We start from the raw sequence: 16840 nt of genomic DNA on the forward strand, positions 1-16840 counted from the left end.
CAAAAGCCTTGAACGTCTTGCTGGCTATAGCGAGCTTTGCCTACGGTGCATCGGCTCAGGAAAAAGGACGCGCTGGCGATGAAAATATTCATCTGGCTGCGCAGAGCGGGGAAGATCATGTCTGGGCTGAAACGGATGATTCCAGCGCTGGCTCTTCGCCTATTGTCATGGACCCCTGGTCAAACGGTCCTGCCGTTTTTGCAGAGGACAGTCGGTTTGCTAAAGATAGGCGCGCGGTAGAGCGAACGGATTCGTTCACGCTTTCAACCGCTGCCAAAGCAGGCAAGATTACACGAGAGACAGCCGAGAAGGCGCTGACCCAAGCGACCAGCCGTTTGCAGCAACGTCTTGCTGATCAGCAGGCGCAAGTCTCGCCGGTTGAAGGTGGTCGCTATCGGCAAGAAAACTCGGTGCTTGATGATGCGTTCGCCCGACGAGTCAGTGACATGTTGAACAATGCCGATCCACGGCGTGCATTGCAGGTGGAAATCGAGGCGTCCGGAGTTGCAATGTCGCTGGGTGCCCAAGGCGTCAAGACGGTCGTCCGACAGGCGCTAAAAGTGGTCAGGCAAGCCAGAGGCGTCGCATCTGCTAAAGGTATGTCTCCGCGAGCAACCTGAAAACCGGTTGAGTATGCGTGGTATTCAGGGCATACGGAAAGTACGCGCGGCAGGACGCGACAGCATTTTTCATGACTTCGTAATTGTTTAATGGTATCCGCGCCACAAACCCCACCTGGCAAAAAATGAGGATGTGGTTTAACGAGGCATCTCTGGCGAGCAGTTCCACGGCAATAGGGCTTCGTAGTCTTCTACCGACGAGGCATGTGGCAAACGCTCAAGTACGTGGCGCAGCCACGTATAAGGCTCTTGGCCGTTGAGTTTGGCGGTCTCGACCAAGCTATAGATCTGGGCGCTGGCTGTGGCGCCTTTGGGCGTATCGCTGAACAGCCATGCTTTTCTTCCTATGGCAAACGGCCTGATTGCTCTTTCGGCAGCGTTGTTATCGATGGGTAAAAAACCAGCTTCGATATAACGCTCCAGCCGGGTCCAGTTGTTGGCCAGATAACTCACCGCTTTACCCAAGGCACTTTGCGACGTGACCTGCGGCTGCGTTTTTTCCATCCATGCTTTCAGCTTCGTCAGCTCAGGCAGGCTTTTTTCCTGACGACCGATGTAACGCTGCTCATCGCTGACATCCTTGAGTTCACGCTCGATGCCGTACAGTTTGTTAATGCATGCCAGTGCAGCATCGGCGCGGCCCGTCTTGCCTTGGGGCTGCACTTTCCTTGCCTCCACGAACTTGCGTCGTACATGGGCCATGCACGCCAGACGTTCTACACCCGGTTGCAACGCCAAAGCGTTATAGCCTGCGTAATCGTCGGTCATCACGTAGCCACGATAACTTTCCAGCAGGCGCAGCGGCACTTCCTGCGCACGGCTGGTGGTGTAGTCGAACAGGACGACTTTTCGGTCTGGTGGTCCGCTGGCCTGTACCCACATCCAGGATTGGCTGGTTGGGTCACGATCCGGCTCTTTTAGTACCTGGACTCGGGTTTCATCGCAGTGGATAAACGGGCTTTCGAATAATCGATCACGCATCAAATTCAAAAGTGGCTGGAAGTGCTCGCTGCACTGGATTACCCAGCGTGCCAAGGTTTGGCGCGGTATTTCGATACCATGTCGACTTAGTACCGTTTCGAAACGATGCAGGGGCAAACCGTCGACATATTTGGTGGTCAGCAGCATGGCCAGTACGCTCGGACTGGCCATGCTCTTTTCGATCAACTGAGCCGGCTTGTCAGCCGTGACCGGTGCCGTTTCACAACCGCGGCAAACCGTAGACTTTGCGGATATGTTTGATCACGCGAATCTGCATCGGCACGATATCCAGCTGTTCACTGGTTTCTTCGCTGATGACATGCTTGCGGCAACCGCAGGCACAGGTCAGTTCGTGCTCGGGCAATTCGTGAATGACTTCGATGCGGGGAAGATCAGCCGACAGTGGCTTGCGTTTACCACGGCGTTTGACCGGTGCAACGACCTCTTCGTCGGCGTCGCCGACGGGAAGCATCGGCTCGCTTTCAGGTTCGTTGAATAGCGCGAGTTGCGGCGTGTTGGGTTCGACCGTCTGTTCGGACTTGCGACCAAAGATACGGTCACGCAACAGCTTGATCTGTTCTTTCAGATCAACGATGTGGGTGGCGTAAGCTTCTTTGGCGTCCTGGGCTTCAAGCAGCATCTGCTTAAGCAAAACAGGATCGTCAGGGAGGTCGTCGGGCATCAATTTCATGCCCTGGATTATACCCGTCAGGCGACAAATCGTGGAGTCAAAACCTTGTGAGGACGGTTGCGCCAAAGATCAAAACCGTCGAGCAACCAGTTCAGTTCCTGAACTGTCAGCACGATGGCTTCGTCTGTCTCATCGGGAGACGTTTTGAAACGCTCGGACTCCAGACGCTTGAGCCAAAGGCAGAAGCCGTTGCACTCCCAGTAAAGGATTTTCACCCGGTTACGAGGACGATTCAGAAAAACAAAAAGCACGGGGTCGAATACGGCAACTTTGATGTCCAGCTCAACCAGTGCGGCCAGCCCGTCGATTGATTTTCGAAAGTCCACAGGCGTGGGGTAGAGGTACACTTTTTCGACTTTGGCGTCGGGTCGCATCATGAGGTGCTGGCTCCTGAAAAGAATCGGGAGCACAGCATCAAGCTTCAATGGCCGGTTTGGAATGTGGGGTTCATGAGGCGCTTACTGAGCAAGCCGAGCCTCGACTCGTTCCTCCTGCCTCTTGAGGTGACAACCTTTATTCTTCTCGAACACCTGTCCTCGGACAAAACGCGCCAACCGTAAGGCGCGTTTTTTCAGAGGACGTGAGTCAAGGCTTGGCCCGGACCCTGTTTGCGGCAAGGAAGTCACCTGCTCTCTTTATTTTCTGCATTCTGAAACCTTCAATAGAGGTAACGTGCTGACCGGCAGATCGTTGCGCCCGGTAGGCACGGTTTCTGTGTAATAGCGTTTCCATATGCAGACCGCCCTGGTCTTTAGTGACGGTGGTATCTTTTTCCGGGTGATTCTCCACTAAGCTTTTTGACTGAGCATGTTTCAAGAAGGTCGCCGGGATAGGCACCTGCTTTTCTCCATTGTGCAGACGGGCGGTATATTCTTCGTGATGTTTAAAAGCTTTCAGGGCGTTATTAAGCGCAAACATGGTGCAGTCAGTTTTCGAGTATTGAAGAAAATTTCCTACCATTTTGATTTTGACGTTGCCTAATGCTGAAAGTATTTCCCTTTCTGCAGCATCTATAATGTTCCCAGGGGCAGACTCAAAGCCGACAATCGACGGTCGATGGCCGTATCTCAGTTGGATATCCAAGGCTATATGGTGGTCTGGCATCTTTTTGAATGGGGGGTAAACAACCCGCATACTCAGCGATTGCTTGTTTTTTTGAATATCCCTGTTTTGCTCTTTTATCGCCTGGTAACAGTCTTTATGACTTTTGAATGTATGCAGATTCAAGCCGGGATTTCTTGTATTTTCCGCTTTGGCGAACAGCGGCAGTAACTTGATATCTCCTTGCGTAATATTGGAGTTCGGACCTTCACCCTTTTTCACTTGGTTACAGACCATTACGGCATATTCATGCAGATCCTTATCACGCAAAGCTAACTGGGCCAGGTTAATCGGTTCCATCTTCTCCAGTAGGCGCTTAGGTATTGCTTCGGGCTTCTCAGGTATAGCATCTCCCCGTGATGCTTTCGGTGAGTTCAGCATCATAGTATGAAAATTTTCCAGCTCAGAATGGTTCCGCCCGCCGGCGAGGCGAAATTGTAAAAGGGCGGACGACGAAGGCATTGAACCTTCAGCCTGCGGAGTATCATTCGCGCCGGATGAGCTGGCCCCTGATTCATATCTTCCTGCCGCGCGCGCGTTTTGCGGTGATGTCGCTGTCTGGTTGGCGTTGTATCTGATATCCGTTGGCAGCGCATCCTGACGTCGCAGACGTCTGCCCTCGCCACGCTGTAGCGGTGGGTTAGTTACCGATGATGACGAAGCGCTTTCAGTGTTCTCTGCCTGAGTCCCCTGACGTCTGTTCGGACCTGAGATATTCATCGAATAGTCCCCGCCATGGTTAGCATTAAACCGGCTTTCGTCAGCCTGGTTGAGGAGGCGAGCGGAGCAGAATGGCCATGCAGTAACTTTGCCCGCCATATTTTCGCCACTTCGATCATCTGAACGCAGGCGCTGACAAAGTGATCCTCATCAATCCGTAACGGATCAAACCGCTGAAAAAGCAGCACTTCATTATTTTTTTCGTCCAGCCCGAAGGCCGCCCCATCGCTGGACCCATAATGAAAGAGGTTGGCGGCCAGAATATCGCTCAGAAGTGTGCTGCTGGCTGGAGTAGAAAGCGTGCCCACGCACAGATAAACAAACAGCGTATTTTGCTGTTCAATCCGTTCCAGCGTCATGTCCAGTTCGTTGACCTTCAGACAGCACAGGTGATTCGCATCCAGAGAAAGCGGTCTACTTTCAAGCCTTATCGCCAACGCATTCAGCAAGTCTTGTATCGTCATAATCGGAACTCTGCAGGTCAGGAAAATGTGCACCAGCCGCTATCGAGGCCAAACCTCGCCCTGTCATGGCCAGGTCCTGTCCGGCTGGCCCGGTGCTCTATTACTGATCGTTGAGTGGTTGAGGCCTTTAGTCAGTTCCCCAGGCATTGATCGACTCAATGAAAGATCTTTTAGGGGGCGCCTTAGAAAAAGGATTTTAAAGTACGTTAAGCTGAACTGATTTTAGCTGTTGTAATGGCCGGAATCTTGGCGACGCCAGCTAGGGCATTCCTAACCGGTCCAGCCTAGCAAGCTCTTCAGTGAATCCGTAAACGGCGTTTTTCAGCGCCTTGAATCGCTCATTCGCTGCCAGAATCGCTGTTTTCGTACCAAATCGGCGGGGGTTGGCAACCACTTGGCCTAGTAGTCCGGGTCGAGAGTCGGCGGGCAGGCCCGCAGCGGCTCGATCGCGTCCTGATGGCTCATGCCTCTGGCCAGTAGCGTGTCGATTTCCTTCCCGATCTGATCGCGGCAGGCTGCCTGGTAGAGCAGGGGCCGGCTGTGAGCGATCTGGTTTAGCGCTCGCTGAATCGGCTTGGGTAGCGTTTCAGGTTTGGTGATGCTCATGTTTGCAGTCCTCGCGGACCGGTAACGGAACCGCCAAAGCTTCGAGCCGCCACGTGTGACCTCAAGGCAAAGGCCAGCGGTAGCCGTCAGACAGTAGAGTTTTTCGCGGGGCTTTGCGGTACGAGCGGCTGTGTCAGTGAGAGCCAAGACAAACCCTCTGGGCTGGCGCTGGCGCTGGCGGGGGATTTTCCCGTCAGAGTGTGAGTGGAAATCTGGACCGAACTCGATCTACTCACAATAAACTGGGCTTACAAGGGATTCGCTGGGAACGCTGGGCACAAAAAAACCGGCTCGTGGGCCGGTTTATCTGGTGTTCCGGGTCTGGTTGGGACCTCTGGATACTGCTATGTGGTGCCCCGAGGGAGAATCGAACTCCCACTTCTTTCGAAAACGGATTTTGAATCCGCCGCGTCTACCAATTCCGCCATCAGGGCTCAATGGCGGCGAAGTATAAGGATGAGTTTTCTGTTGGTCAACAGGGATTTACGCAGGTTTTTTACTAATGCCGTCAAACCGGATAAACTTCCCGGCCCTGCTAAACGAACCCGATCATGCGCGTCGCTGACTTTACCTTCGAACTCCCCGATTCCCTGATTGCTCGCCATCCACTGGCCGAGCGTCGCAGCAGTCGTCTGTTGACCCTCGATGGGCCGACGGGTGCGCTGGCACATCGTCAATTCACCGATTTGCTCGAGCATCTGCGCCCGGGCGACTTGATGGTGTTCAACAATACCCGGGTCATTCCCGCACGCCTGTTCGGGCAGAAAGCCTCCGGCGGCAAGCTGGAGATTCTGGTCGAGCGCGTGCTGGACAGCCATCGTGTGCTGGCGCATGTGCGCTCGAGCAAGTCGCCCAAGCCTGGCTCGTCGATTCTGATCGATGGCAGTGGCGAGGCCGAGATGGTGGCGCGCCACGATGCGCTGTTCGAGTTGCGCTTCGCCGAAGAAGTGCTGCCGTTGCTGGAGCGTGTCGGCCATATGCCGTTGCCTCCTTATATAGACCGTCCGGATGAAGGCGCGGATCGCGAGCGCTATCAGACCGTTTACGCGCAGCGTGCGGGTGCGGTGGCTGCGCCGACTGCCGGCCTGCATTTCGATCAGCCGCTGCTCGAGGCGATTGCTGCCAAGGGCGTTGAAACCGCGTTCGTCACTCTGCATGTCGGCGCAGGGACGTTCCAGCCGGTGCGCGTCGAGCAGATCGAAGATCACCACATGCACAGCGAATGGCTGGAAGTTGGCCAGGACGTGGTCGACGCCGTCGCCGCGTGCCGTGCACGGGGCGGGCGGGTGATTGCCGTCGGGACCACCAGCGTGCGCTCGCTGGAGAGTGCCGCGCGTGATGGCGAACTGAAGCCGTTCAGTGGCGATACCGACATCTTCATCTATCCAGGCCGGCCGTTTCACGTGGTCGATGCCCTGGTGACCAATTTCCATTTGCCTGAATCCACGCTGTTGATGCTGGTTTCGGCGTTCGCCGGTTATCCCGAGACGATGGCGGCCTACGCGGCGGCCATTGAGCACGGCTACCGCTTCTTCAGTTACGGTGATGCGATGTTCATCACCCGCAATCCCGCGCCGACGGCCCCACAGGAATCGGCACCAGAGGATCACGCATGAGTCGCACCTGTCGTATGTCTTTCGAGTTGTTGACCACCGATGGCAAGGCCCGTCGCGGTCGGCTGACCTTCCCGCGTGGTGTGGTGGAAACCCCGGCGTTCATGCCGGTGGGCACCTATGGCACGGTCAAGGGCATGCTGCCCCGTGATATAGAGGCGACCGGCGCGCAGATGATTCTGGGCAACACGTTTCACCTGTGGCTGCGTCCGGGGACCGAAGTCATCAAGGGCCACGGCGACCTGCACGATTTCATGCAGTGGAAGGGGCCGATTCTGACCGACTCCGGCGGTTTTCAGGTGTTCAGCCTGGGCGCCATGCGCAAGATCAAGGAAGAGGGCGTGACGTTTGCCTCGCCGGTCGATGGTGCCAAGGTGTTCATGGGGCCGGAAGAGTCGATGCAGGTCCAGCGTGATCTGGGTTCGGACGTGGTGATGATCTTCGACGAATGCACACCGTACCCGGCCGACGAAGATGTGGCGCGTGTCTCCATGGAGCTGTCGCTGCGCTGGGCCAAGCGTTCCAAAATCGCCCACGGCGAAAACACTGCCGCGCTGTTCGGCATCGTTCAGGGGGGCATGCACGAGAACCTGCGCAAGCGCTCGCTGGAAGGCCTGGACGAAATCGGTTTCGACGGTCTGGCGATTGGCGGTCTGTCGGTAGGCGAACCCAAGCACGAGATGATCAAGGTGCTCGATTACCTGCCGGGCCTCATGCCGGCAGACAAACCTCGTTACCTGATGGGTGTAGGCAAGCCGGAAGATCTGGTCGAAGGTGTGCGCCGTGGCGTCGACATGTTCGACTGCGTGATGCCGACCCGCAACGCTCGCAACGGCCATCTGTTCACCGATACCGGTGTATTGAAAATCCGTAACGCGTTCCATCGTCACGACAATTCGCCGCTGGATCCGACCTGCGATTGCTACACCTGCCAGAACTTCTCGCGCGCTTATCTGCATCACCTGGACAAGTGCGGGGAAATGCTGGGGAGCATGCTCAATACAATCCACAATTTGCGGCACTACCAGCTGCTTATGGCTGGTTTGCGCGAGGCTATTCAACAGGGTACATTGGCCGCCTTCGTCGATGCCTTCTATGCCAAACGCGGCCTTCCAACGCCGCCTCTGGGTTGAAACAGAACGAGTTTTTCCTGCTTTTTATACTAATTATGTAACTGGAGCGACAAATGAGCTTTTTCATCTCTCCCGCTTTTGCGGATGCTGCTGCACCGGCTGCCGGTCCTGCGGGCAGTGGTTTCGAGTGGATTTTCCTGGTCGGCTTTCTGGTCATCTTCTACCTGATGATCTGGCGTCCACAGGCCAAGCGTGCCAAAGAGCAGAAAAACCTGCTGGGTAACCTGCAGAAAGGCGACGAAGTTGTCACCAGTGGCGGTATCGCGGGCAAGATCAACAAAGTGACCGATGACTTTGTGGTCATCGAAGTGTCTGACACCGTTGAGCTGAAAATCCAGAAGGGCGCCATCGCGGCCACTCTGCCTAAAGGCACCCTGAAAGCGATCTGAGCAACAACTTTTTACCCATCGACGGGGCGCGCAAGGCGCCCCGCGTTTTAAGCGGGCGGCGTGATGCTGAACAAATACCCTCTGTGGAAATACGTACTGATCCTGGCGGTGCTGGTGGTCGGTTTTATTTATTCCGCACCCAATCTCTACCCTGATGATTCTGCCATCCAGATCAGCGGCGCAAGCACTGCGCTGCAAGTCAATCAGGCGGACGTGGATCGTGCAGCCAAGGCGCTTGCCGATGCCGGCATCTCGGTCAAGGCTTCTTCTCTGGCCGAGAATGGCAAGGGCGGTTTGTTGCGTCTGAGCAAGCAGGAAGACCAGTTGCCAGCCAAGGATGTCGTGCGCAAGGCGTTGGGTGACGACTATGTCGTTGCACTGAACCTGGCGCGTACCACGCCGACCTGGTTGCGTAACCTGGGTGCAAGCCCGATGAAGCTCGGTCTCGACCTGTCCGGCGGTGTGCACTTCCTGCTGGAAGTCGACATGGACAAGGCGATCGATGCACGTCTGAAAGTCTACGAAGGCGAAGTCAAATCCCTGTTGCGCAAGGAAAAGGTGCGTTATCGCAGCCTGCCGCAGCTGGGCAATGTGATTCAGCTGGGCTTCACCGACGATGCAGAGCGCGAGCAGGCGCGTGCACTGGTGCGCAAGACCTTTACCGATTTCGAAATCACGCCTGCCGAGCTGAACGGTATCCCTGTACTGCGCATGGCGCTGACGCCGGCCAAGCTGGCCGAGATTCGTGAATACTCGATCAAGCAGAACCTGACCACCGTCCGTAACCGGGTCAACGAGCTGGGCGTTGCCGAGCCGTTGGTTCAGCGCCAGGGTGCCAACCGCATCGTGGTCGAGTTGCCGGGTGTGCAGGATACGGCCGAAGCCAAGCGTATTCTGGGCAAGACCGCCAACCTCGAATTCCGTCTGGGTGCAGGCCCGGATGATTCGAAAGGCACCACCGAGATGTTCGAATTCCGCGAAGGCGGTCGTCCGGCAGCGGCGGTGGAGCGTGGTCTGATCATTACCGGTGATCAGGTGACTGACGCCAAGGCCAGCTTCGACGAGCATGGTCGTCCACAGGTGAACATCAACCTCGATGGTCATGGTGGCGAACTGATGAGCCGTGCAACCCGCAGCAATGTGGGACGCAGCATGGCGGTGATCTTCATCGAACAGCGTCCGACCACCACCTACACCAAGCAGATGGTCGACGGTGTCGAGAAAGACGTGCCGGTGCAGACCTTCAAGGAAGACAAGAAAATCATCAGCCTGGCGACCATCCAGTCGCCACTGGGCAGTCAGTTCCGGATTACCGGTCTGAACGGTCAGGGTGAATCTTCCGAGCTGGCGCTGCTGTTGCGTGCCGGTGGTCTGGCGGCACCGATGTACTTCGCCGAAGAGCGCACCATTGGTCCTAGCCTGGGTGCCGACAACATCACCAAGGGTATCGACGCTTCCCTGTGGGGCATGCTGTTCGTCTCGATCTTCATCATGGCGATCTACCGTTTCTTCGGTCTGATCGCGACTGTCGCACTGGCCCTGAACATGGTCATGCTGCTGGCCTTGATGTCCTTGCTGGGGGCAACGCTGACCCTGCCGGGTATCGCCGGTATCGTGTTGACCATGGGTATGGCGGTGGACGCCAACGTGCTGATCTTCTCGCGGATTCGTGAGGAGATCGCCAACGGCATGACGGTCCAGCGTGCTATCAACGAAGGTTTCGATCGTGCCTACACGGCGATCCTCGACGCCAACCTGACGACGCTGCTGGTCGGCGGCATCCTCTTTGCAATGGGCACCGGCCCGGTCAAAGGGTTTGCGGTGACCATGTCGCTCGGGATCTTTACCTCGATGTTCACGGCCATCATGGTGACCCGCGCTATGGTCAACCTGATCTACGGCGGTCGTGACTTCAAGAAGTTGTGGATTTAAGGGGCTGCCATGTTACGTACCATCAACTTCATGGGCGTTCGCAATGTTGCGTTCGCCATCACGATGCTCCTTACCGCACTGGCGTTGTTCAGCTGGTTCCATAAAGGGCTCAACTTTGGTCTGGACTTCACCGGCGGTACGCTCATCGAGCTGACCTACGAACGTCCCGCCGACCTGGGCAAGGTCCGTCAGGAGCTGGTTTCGGCGGGCTATCACGAAGCCGTTGTACAGAGCTTCGGCGCCACCACTGACTTGCTGGTGCGCATGCCGGGTGAAGACCCGCAACTGGGCACTCAGGTTGCCGAGGCGCTGCGCAAGGCCGGTGCCGATAACCCGGCAGTGGTCAAGCGTGTCGAATTCGTCGGCCCGCAGGTGGGTGAAGAGCTGCGCGATCAGGGCGGCCTCGGCATGCTGATGGCGCTGGGCGGTGTTCTGATCTACCTGGCATTCCGCTTCCAGTGGAAATTCGCCGTCGGGGCGATCATCTCGCTGATCCACGACGTGGTGGTGACGATGGGTATCCTGTCGTTCTTCCAGATCACCTTCGACCTGACGGTGCTGGCGGCGGTGCTGGCGATCATCGGTTACTCGCTGAACGACACCATCGTGGTCTTCGACCGGGTACGCGAAAACTTCCGCCTGCTGCGCAAGGCTTCGCTGATCGAGAACATCAACATCTCCACCACCCAGACACTGCTGCGCACCATTGCCACCTCGGTTTCGACCCTGCTGGCGATCGTGGCATTGTGGGCATTTGGCGGCGACAGCCTGGAAGGCTTCTCCATCGCGTTGTTCATCGGTGTGCTGGCGGGTACCTACTCGTCCATCTACATCGCCAACGTGGTGCTGATCTGGCTGAACCTGACCACCGAGGACCTGATTCCTCCAGTGGTCGTCGAGAAGGCTGACGACCTGCCGTAGATCCGGCCATCATAAAAAAGGCGCGAGTGCTGAACTCGCGCCTTTTTTTATGCTCCAAGGCTAGGCATTGCGCAGCCATGCTGCGTTTCGATTGGTCAGGAGGTTCAAGTGAACAAGTCTATGCTTGTTGGTGCTGTGTTAGGTGCTGCTGTCGTGACTGCTGGCGGCGCCGTTGCCACCTATAGCTTGGTCAAGGGTGGTCCTGAGTATGCGGATGTATTGGCGGTAGAGCCGATCAACCAGCAGATCAAAACCCCCCGTGAAGTTTGCAAGGACGTAACCGTTACCCGTCAGGCGCCGGTCAAGGACCAGCATCAGATCGTCGGTAGCGTGATTGGCGCGGTTGCCGGTGGTTTGCTCGGCAATCAGGTCGGCGGTGGTAATGGCAAGAAAATCGCCACGGTCGCGGGCGCGCTCGGCGGTGGGTATGCCGGTAACAAGGTTCAGGAAGGCATGCAGGAGCGTGACACCTACACCACTACGCAGAACCGCTGCACGACGGTCAACGATGTGAGCGACAAGGTTGTGGGCTACAACGTCAAATACAAGTTGAATGAGAAGGTCGGTCAGGTTCGTATGGAGCGTGATCCGGGTAGCCAGATTCCGGTCGACAAGAACGGTCAGCTGATATTGGGTCAGGCGCAATAACGCCAGTCGCTGAGTTTCACAAGACATAAAAAAAACCGGCTTGCGCCGGTTTTTTTATGCCTGCCGCTTAACGCTTGAGCGAAGCTGGCAGGTGCGGTGCGATCGCGGTCAGAACCGCCTTGAAGCACTTGGTATTGCCGGCAACGATGTGGCCTTTCTCGAGGAAGTCGTGACCGCCGGTGAAGTCGCTGACCAGGCCGCCTGCTTCCTGAATGAGCAGGGCGCCCGCAGCCATGTCCCACTCGGACAGGCCTGACTCCCAGAACGCATCGAAGCGACCAGCAGCAACATAAGCCAGGTCGAGGCTGGCAGCGCCTGCGCGGCGGATGCCGGCGGTCTGGCCTACCAGGCTGCGGAACATACCCAGGTAGTTCTCGATGTTGTCCATCTGGTTGTCACGAAACGGGAAGCCGGTGCCGAGCAGGGCGCCTTCCAGGCTCTTGCGCTGGCTGACGCGCAGGCGGCGACCGTTCAGGGCTGCGCCACGACCACGGCTGGCGGTGAATTCTTCCTGGCGGACCGGATCGAGAACCACGGCGTGCTCGAGGCGGCCGCGGTATTTGCAGGCGATGCTGACAGCAAAGTGCGGGATGCCGCGAACGAAGTTGGTGGTGCCGTCCAGTGGATCGATGATCCACAGGTAGTCGGTGCCTTCGCCGCTGCCTTCGTGCAGGCCGCTTTCTTCGCCGAGAATGCCGTGAGTCGGGTAGGCCTTGCGCAGAGCGGTGATGATGCTTTGCTCGGCAGCGCGGTCGATCTCTGTGACGTAGTCTTTGGCTTCTTTTTCGTCAACCTTGATGGTATCCAGGCGCTCGATGGAGCGGAAAATCAATTCGCTGGCGCTGCGGGCGGCGCGCAGCGCGATATTCAGCATGGGCTGCATGGATAATTCACCTAAGGTTGTTAAAGAGAGCCGGGCATTCTATGGGCTGATTCGAATTATTTCCAGCCTTGCGTTGTTACGGTTGTCGGGTTCGTGTGTGTTTTTTTGCGTCCGGCGCGGTCGCTTCTGCGGTTGCGGTCCGCACAGCTTCATAGCGTTAGCCGAGCCGTTTCTGTAAGATTTGCCCCCCTAATTCGTGTCAGTGAGCGTTCGCTTTGTTGCAGAACATTCGTGTTGTCCTGGTCGGCACTACCCATCCCGGAAATATCGGCGGGGCGGCTCGCGCCATGAAAAACATGGGGCTTTCGCGTCTGGTGCTGGTCGATCCGCGGATCTTCCCTTCGCCCGATGCCGATGCGCGTGCGTCCGGCGCTACCGACATCCTCGAGGGCGCGCAGGTGGTGGCGACCCTCGAAGAAGCGCTGGTCGGCTGCCGTCTGGTGCTGGGCACCAGCGCGCGGGATCGAAGCCTGCCGTGGCCCATGCTGGATCCGCGCGCCTCGGGTGAAAAAGTCATCGAGCAGGCCGGTGAGGGCGCCGAGGTGGCGCTGGTGTTCGGTCGTGAGCACGCGGGCTTGACCAACGAAGAGCTGCAGCGCTGCCACTTCCATGTGCACATCCCGTCTGACCCTGTGTTCAGTTCGCTCAATCTGGCGGCTGCCGTACAGGTGCTCAGTTATGAGGTGCGCGTGGCCTGGCTGGCTGCGGCGGAGCAGGGCGAGGCTTCCAAGCCCGCCTCGGCGCACAATGCCGAGCTGGCGACGATGGACGAAATGGAAGGTTTCTACACCCATCTTGAGGCCACGCTTGTGGCTATCGGCTTTCTTGATCCGGAAAAGCCGCGGCATCTGATGGCCCGGCTGCGCAGACTGTACGGGCGTAGCGAAGTCGAACGTTCCGAGCTGAGTATCCTGCGCGGTGTGCTCACCGAAACCCAGAAAGCCGCACGCGGTGAACCCTACAAGCGAAAGGATCAGTGATGTTCGAGCGTCTGCGAGAAGACATTCAAAGCGTGTTCCACCGCGATCCCGCAGCGCGCAACGCCTTTGAAGTCCTGACCTGCTATCCGGGGATGCACGCGATCTGGCTGCACCGCTTCGCCCACATTCTGTGGCGCAACGGCTGGAAATGGCCAGCGCGGGTAGTCTCGAACTTCGGCCGCTGGATGACCGGTATCGAGATCCATCCGGGTGCGCGCATCGGTCGCCGCTTTTTTATCGACCACGGCATGGGCATCGTGATTGGCGAGACCGCCGAGATCGGTAACGACGTCACCCTCTATCAGGGCGTGACCCTGGGCGGCACCAGCTGGAATGCCGGCAAGCGCCATCCGACGCTGGAAGACGGTGTGGTGGTCGGGGCGGGTGCCAAGGTACTTGGGCCGTTCACTGTCGGCGCCGGCGCCAAGATTGGCTCCAACGCAGTGGTCACCAAGGCTGTGCCTGCGGGCGCAACCGCAGTGGGCATCCCGGGGCGGATCATCGTCAAGTCGGACGACGAGGTTGAGGCCAGGCGCAAAGCCATGGCCGAGAAGCTCGGCTTCGACGCGTACGGTGTCAGTGCAGATATGCCTGATCCGGTCGCGCGCGCCATTGGCCAGCTGCTTGACCATTTGCAGGCTGTCGACGGCCGTCTTGAAGGCATGTGCGATGCGCTCGGCAGGCTTGGCAGCGATTACCGCGCCAAGGAGCTGCCGGAGTTGCGCGACGAGGTTTTCGACTGCGTCAAGGACTGCCAGGAAGGCAAGGTCGGCTAGCGCTCACGACGGGCAAGGTGCGTGCCATTACGCCGCACCTTTGCTATGATGCAGCCCGCACTTTTCGCTAATCCCGACTGTTTTACTTGGTCTAATAGTTGACTCTTTTACTCGGGAATAGCATACTCGCTCTCATTCCGAACCTCTGCGGTATACGCCATGCGACTGACTACTAAAGGCCGATACGCTGTAACAGCCATGCTTGACCTGGCGTTGCATGCGCAGAACGGGCCAGTGTCTCTGGCCGACATCTCCGAGCGGCAGGGTATTTCCCTGTCCTACCTCGAGCAGCTGTTCGCCAAGCTGCGTCGCGGCAATCTGGTTTCCAGTGTTCGTGGTCCGGGTGGTGGTTACCAGCTGTCGCGCGACATGAAAGGCATCCAGGTTGCTCAGGTTGTCGATGCAGTCAATGAATCGGTCGATGCCACGCGGTGTCAGGGTCTGGGCGATTGCCATGCTGGCGATACCTGCCTGACCCATCACTTGTGGTGCGACCTGAGCCAGCAGATTCACGAATTTCTAAGCGGTATCAGCTTGGCGGATCTTGTCACTCGCCGTGAGGTACAAGAAGTTGCTCAGCGCCAGGATATGCGCCGTGGTCATAATCACATGTCGCAACTGGGTAAGATCGAAACGTCCGCCGTCGAATGAACGCAGATGAATGAGCGGTGCGCCTGCCTGATAGGAGAGCTTCAATGAAATTGCCAATTTACCTCGACTACTCCGCGACGACCCCGGTCGATCCGCGCGTCGCGCAGAAAATGATCGATTGCCTGACCGTCGAAGGAAACTTCGGCAACCCGGCCTCGCGCTCCCACGTCTTTGGCTGGAAAGCCGAAGAAGCGGTCGAGAACGCCCGTCGTCAGGTCGCTGATCTGGTCAACGCCGATCCGCGCGAAATCGTCTGGACCTCGGGTGCTACCGAATCCAACAACCTGGCTATCAAGGGTGTTGCGCATTTCTATGCCAGCAAAGGCAAGCACCTGATCACCTCCAAGGTTGAACACAAGGCTGTCCTCGACACCACTCGCCAGCTGGAACGCGAAGGTTTCGAAGTGACCTACATCGAGCCCGGTGAAGACGGTCTGATCACGCCTGCCATGATTGAAGCGGCACTGCGCGACGACACCATCCTGGTTTCGATCATGCATGTGAACAACGAGATCGGCACCATCAACGATATTGCCGCGATCGGTGAACTGACCCGTTCGCGCGGTGTGCTGTTCCACGTCGATGGCGCGCAGTCGACCGGCAAGGTTGAAATCGATCTGGCCAGCCTCAAGGTTGACCTGATGTCGTTCTCTGCACACAAGACCTACGGCCCAAAAGGCATCGGCGCGCTCTACGTCAGCCGCAAGCCACGTGTTCGCCTGGAAGCGACCATGCACGGCGGCGGTCATGAGCGGGGCATGCGTTCCGGTACCCTGGCGACCCACCAGATCGTCGGCATGGGCGAAGCATTCCGCATCGCCAAGGAAGAAATGGCTGCTGAAAACGTGCGCATCAAGGCACTCAGCGATCGTTTCTTCAAGCAGGTCGAAAATCTGGAAGAGCTGTACGTCAACGGCAGCCTGACTGCCCGCGTACCGCACAACCTGAACCTGAGCTTCAACTATGTCGAAGGCGAGTCGCTGATCATGGCACTCAAGGATCTGGCGGTATCGTCCGGTTCGGCCTGTACTTCGGCCTCGCTTGAGCCTTCGTACGTGCTGCGTGCCCTGGGTCGCAACGATGAGCTGGCGCACAGTTCGATTCGTTTCACCTTCGGCCGGTTCAGCACCGAAGAAGAGATCGATTACGCCGCGCAGAAGGTTTGCGAGGCTGTCACCCGGCTGCGCACACTTTCGCCGCTGTGGGACATGTTCAAAGACGGCGTCGACATCTCCAAGATCGAGTGGGCGGCGCACTAATTTAAAGTCGCCTCCAATACAGGTCATGGGCAATTGCGCGTGACCTGCAGAGCGGCTCCCTGATGTGAGAGGAATAGAATCATGGCTTACAGCGAAAAGGTCATCGACCACTACGAAAATCCACGTAACGTCGGCAAGATGAACGCGGAAGATCCTGACGTCGGCACCGGCATGGTCGGCGCTCCTGCGTGCGGCGACGTGATGCGCCTGCAGATCAAGGTCAACGAGCAGGGCGTTATCGAAGACGCCAAGTTCAAGACCTACGGCTGCGGTTCGGCCATCGCGTCCAGCTCCCTGGCGACCGAGTGGATGAAAGGCAAGACTCTGGATGAAGCAGAGACCATCAAGAACACTCAGCTGGCTGAAGAGCTGGCACTGCCGCCAGTGAAGATTCACTGCTCGGTACTCGCTGAAGACGCCATCAAGGCCGCCGTTCGCGACTACAAGCAGAAGAAAGGTCTGCTGTAAGCGG

The 16840-nt window shown here is 57.5% G+C and carries 17 protein-coding genes, 1 tRNA gene and 2 pseudogenes; 12 read left to right on the plus strand and 8 right to left on the minus strand.

Annotation, left to right across the window (positions count from 1 at the left end):
* Positions 1–8 precede the first annotated feature (8 nt).
* The gene (locus tag KUIN1_RS06765; RefSeq protein ID WP_232060017.1) at positions 9–620 is read left to right on the plus strand and encodes a type III effector; all 612 of its coding nucleotides are present in this window, start codon (positions 9–11) and stop codon (positions 618–620) included.
* Positions 621–758: 138 nt separating this feature from the next.
* Here the strand turns inward: KUIN1_RS06765 and KUIN1_RS06775 are convergent.
* The 7 genes and pseudogenes from KUIN1_RS06775 to KUIN1_RS06805 form a co-directional block, all read right to left on the minus strand.
* Positions 759–2292: pseudogene (locus KUIN1_RS06775) on the minus strand (IS66-like element IS684 family transposase).
* A gap of 17 nt (positions 2293–2309) precedes the next feature.
* Positions 2310–2669 carry an IS66 family insertion sequence element accessory protein TnpB gene (gene tnpB, locus KUIN1_RS06780; protein ID WP_024652104.1) on the minus strand — a complete coding sequence of 120 codons (360 nt, stop codon included), beginning with the start codon at positions 2667–2669 and terminating at the stop codon, positions 2310–2312.
* 208 nt (positions 2670–2877) lie between these two features.
* Positions 2878–4113, minus strand: coding sequence for a type III secretion system YopJ family effector HopZ3 (gene hopZ3 / locus KUIN1_RS06790; protein ID WP_152091895.1), 1236 nt, complete (start codon positions 4111–4113; stop codon positions 2878–2880).
* Positions 4110–4577 carry a type III secretion system chaperone gene (locus tag KUIN1_RS06795; RefSeq protein WP_024652106.1) on the minus strand — a complete coding sequence of 156 codons (468 nt, stop codon included), beginning with the start codon at positions 4575–4577 and terminating at the stop codon, positions 4110–4112. The genes hopZ3 and KUIN1_RS06795 overlap by 4 nt, the downstream gene beginning before the upstream one ends.
* A 399-nt stretch (positions 4578–4976) precedes the next feature.
* Positions 4977–5183: a hypothetical protein gene (locus KUIN1_RS28540; protein WP_024652107.1), complete on the minus strand. Its 207-nt coding sequence runs from the start codon at positions 5181–5183 to the stop codon at positions 4977–4979.
* A pseudogene (locus tag KUIN1_RS28545) lies at positions 5181–5330 on the minus strand (Arm DNA-binding domain-containing protein); the annotation flags it as partial. The gene KUIN1_RS28540 and the pseudogene KUIN1_RS28545, both read right to left, overlap by 3 nt.
* A 202-nt stretch (positions 5331–5532) precedes the next feature.
* Positions 5533–5617 (minus strand) — tRNA-Leu (locus KUIN1_RS06805).
* Positions 5618–5734: 117 nt separating this feature from the next.
* Between KUIN1_RS06805 and queA the strand changes: the two genes are divergently transcribed.
* The 6 genes from queA (at position 5735) to KUIN1_RS06835 (ending at position 11819) form a co-directional block, all read left to right on the plus strand.
* Positions 5735–6799, plus strand: a complete 1065-nt coding sequence (gene queA / locus KUIN1_RS06810) for a tRNA preQ1(34) S-adenosylmethionine ribosyltransferase-isomerase QueA (protein ID WP_004406511.1) — start codon at positions 5735–5737, stop codon at positions 6797–6799.
* Positions 6800–6813: 14 nt separating this feature from the next.
* Entirely contained in the window at positions 6814–7929 is a 1116-nt protein-coding gene (gene tgt, locus KUIN1_RS06815) for a tRNA guanosine(34) transglycosylase Tgt (RefSeq protein WP_172980091.1), read from the plus strand.
* A 53-nt stretch (positions 7930–7982) separates the two neighbouring features.
* A complete protein-coding gene (yajC, locus tag KUIN1_RS06820) occupies positions 7983–8318 on the plus strand; it encodes a preprotein translocase subunit YajC (RefSeq protein ID WP_002552468.1) in 336 nt (111 codons plus the stop codon).
* Between the two features lie 63 nt (positions 8319–8381).
* Positions 8382–10250 carry a protein translocase subunit SecD gene (gene secD / locus KUIN1_RS06825; protein ID WP_004406506.1) on the plus strand — a complete coding sequence of 623 codons (1869 nt, stop codon included), beginning with the start codon at positions 8382–8384 and terminating at the stop codon, positions 10248–10250.
* A gap of 9 nt (positions 10251–10259) precedes the next feature.
* The gene (secF, locus tag KUIN1_RS06830) at positions 10260–11171 is read left to right on the plus strand and encodes a protein translocase subunit SecF (RefSeq protein ID WP_004666079.1); all 912 of its coding nucleotides are present in this window, start codon (positions 10260–10262) and stop codon (positions 11169–11171) included.
* Between the two features lie 108 nt (positions 11172–11279).
* The gene (locus KUIN1_RS06835; protein WP_003421912.1) at positions 11280–11819 is read left to right on the plus strand and encodes a glycine zipper 2TM domain-containing protein; all 540 of its coding nucleotides are present in this window, start codon (positions 11280–11282) and stop codon (positions 11817–11819) included.
* Positions 11820–11886: 67 nt separating this feature from the next.
* Here the strand turns inward: KUIN1_RS06835 and suhB are convergent, their stop codons facing one another.
* Complete coding sequence (suhB, locus tag KUIN1_RS06840; RefSeq protein ID WP_003314166.1) at positions 11887–12702, minus strand: type III secretion system regulator SuhB; 816 nt, start codon at positions 12700–12702, stop codon at positions 11887–11889.
* A gap of 215 nt (positions 12703–12917) precedes the next feature.
* On the opposite strand from suhB, the gene trmJ reads away from it, so the two are divergent.
* The 5 genes from trmJ (at position 12918) to iscU (ending at position 16836) form a co-directional block, all read left to right on the plus strand.
* Entirely contained in the window at positions 12918–13682 is a 765-nt protein-coding gene (gene trmJ, locus KUIN1_RS06845) for a tRNA (cytosine(32)/uridine(32)-2'-O)-methyltransferase TrmJ (protein WP_024642821.1), read from the plus strand.
* A complete protein-coding gene (cysE, locus tag KUIN1_RS06850) occupies positions 13682–14458 on the plus strand; it encodes a serine O-acetyltransferase (protein WP_003365098.1) in 777 nt (258 codons plus the stop codon). Before trmJ ends, cysE begins: the two co-directional genes overlap by 1 nt.
* 159 nt (positions 14459–14617) lie before the next feature.
* Positions 14618–15109, plus strand: a complete 492-nt coding sequence (gene iscR, locus KUIN1_RS06860) for a Fe-S cluster assembly transcriptional regulator IscR (RefSeq protein WP_002552474.1) — start codon at positions 14618–14620, stop codon at positions 15107–15109.
* A gap of 44 nt (positions 15110–15153) precedes the next feature.
* Positions 15154–16368: an IscS subfamily cysteine desulfurase gene (locus tag KUIN1_RS06865; protein ID WP_003365095.1), complete on the plus strand. Its 1215-nt coding sequence runs from the start codon at positions 15154–15156 to the stop codon at positions 16366–16368.
* 81 nt (positions 16369–16449) lie between these two features.
* Entirely contained in the window at positions 16450–16836 is a 387-nt protein-coding gene (gene iscU / locus KUIN1_RS06870; RefSeq protein WP_002552476.1) for a Fe-S cluster assembly scaffold IscU, read from the plus strand.
* Positions 16837–16840: the final 4 nt, after the last annotated feature.

The sequence above is a fragment of the Pseudomonas sp. KUIN-1 genome (genome assembly GCF_009176725.1).
GTDB lineage: Bacteria > Pseudomonadota > Gammaproteobacteria > Pseudomonadales > Pseudomonadaceae > Aquipseudomonas > Aquipseudomonas fragariae.

What these genes read in the sequence shown, in the direction of transcription:
- suhB (WP_003314166.1), bottom strand. Translation starts at nt 12,702, where the DNA reads ATGCAGCCCATGCTGAATATCGCGCTGCGCGCCGCCCGCAGCGCCAGC.
- queA (WP_004406511.1), top strand. Translation starts at nt 5,735, where the DNA reads ATGCGCGTCGCTGACTTTACCTTCGAACTCCCCGATTCCCTGATTGCT.
- secF (WP_004666079.1), top strand. Translation starts at nt 10,260, where the DNA reads ATGTTACGTACCATCAACTTCATGGGCGTTCGCAATGTTGCGTTCGCC.
- KUIN1_RS28540 (WP_024652107.1), bottom strand. Translation starts at nt 5,183, where the DNA reads ATGAGCATCACCAAACCTGAAACGCTACCCAAGCCGATTCAGCGAGCG.
- yajC (WP_002552468.1), top strand. Translation starts at nt 7,983, where the DNA reads ATGAGCTTTTTCATCTCTCCCGCTTTTGCGGATGCTGCTGCACCGGCT.
- KUIN1_RS06865 (WP_003365095.1), top strand. Translation starts at nt 15,154, where the DNA reads ATGAAATTGCCAATTTACCTCGACTACTCCGCGACGACCCCGGTCGAT.
- secD (WP_004406506.1), top strand. Translation starts at nt 8,382, where the DNA reads ATGCTGAACAAATACCCTCTGTGGAAATACGTACTGATCCTGGCGGTG.
- iscU (WP_002552476.1), top strand. Translation starts at nt 16,450, where the DNA reads ATGGCTTACAGCGAAAAGGTCATCGACCACTACGAAAATCCACGTAAC.
- tgt (WP_172980091.1), top strand. Translation starts at nt 6,814, where the DNA reads ATGTCTTTCGAGTTGTTGACCACCGATGGCAAGGCCCGTCGCGGTCGG.
- cysE (WP_003365098.1), top strand. Translation starts at nt 13,682, where the DNA reads ATGTTCGAGCGTCTGCGAGAAGACATTCAAAGCGTGTTCCACCGCGAT.
- tnpB (WP_024652104.1), bottom strand. Translation starts at nt 2,669, where the DNA reads ATGATGCGACCCGACGCCAAAGTCGAAAAAGTGTACCTCTACCCCACG.
- iscR (WP_002552474.1), top strand. Translation starts at nt 14,618, where the DNA reads ATGCGACTGACTACTAAAGGCCGATACGCTGTAACAGCCATGCTTGAC.
- KUIN1_RS06795 (WP_024652106.1), bottom strand. Translation starts at nt 4,577, where the DNA reads ATGACGATACAAGACTTGCTGAATGCGTTGGCGATAAGGCTTGAAAGT.
- hopZ3 (WP_152091895.1), bottom strand. Translation starts at nt 4,113, where the DNA reads ATGAATATCTCAGGTCCGAACAGACGTCAGGGGACTCAGGCAGAGAAC.